General features: G+C 63.6%; 1 protein-coding gene. It reads left to right on the top strand.

From position 1 onward, the window contains the following. The coding region (locus EE949_RS00040) for an FAD-dependent protein (protein WP_346773470.1) at positions 1 to 406 on the top strand (406 nt) is incomplete at its 5' end. Positions 407 to 445 lie beyond the last annotated feature (39 nt).

Here is a 445-nt window from a genome sequence, read left to right as displayed (position 1 = left end):
CAGCACCTACGAAGCCCCTGCGCAACTGGTCGGCGACTTCATCGCAGGCAAGGCATCCACAGCGCTGGGCAGCGTCGAGCCTTCGTACAAACCGGGCGTGAAGCTGGTGGATCTGGCCGAGGCGCTGCCCGCCTTTGCCATTGAAGCTATTCGTGAAGCGCTGCCAGCCTTCGACAAGCAGATCAAAGGCTTCTCGCTGCACGACGCGGTACTGACCGGCATCGAAACCCGCACATCGGCACCGCTGCGCATCACGCGTGGTCCGAACATGCAGAGCCTCAACACCAAGGGCCTTTACCCGGCCGGGGAAGGCGCGGGTTACGCAGGTGGCATTCTGTCCGCTGGCGTGGACGGCATCCGCATTGCCGAAGCGCTGGTACGGGACATGTTGGGCATCGAGGGCTGAAACCCTTGGACCGGGGTCACGGACGCCTTGCCATGCAAG

It is taken from the genome of Pseudomonas viridiflava, from assembly GCF_900602065.1.
Classification (GTDB): domain Bacteria; phylum Pseudomonadota; class Gammaproteobacteria; order Pseudomonadales; family Pseudomonadaceae; genus Aquipseudomonas.
This window is presented reverse-complemented; position numbering and strand designations above follow the sequence as displayed.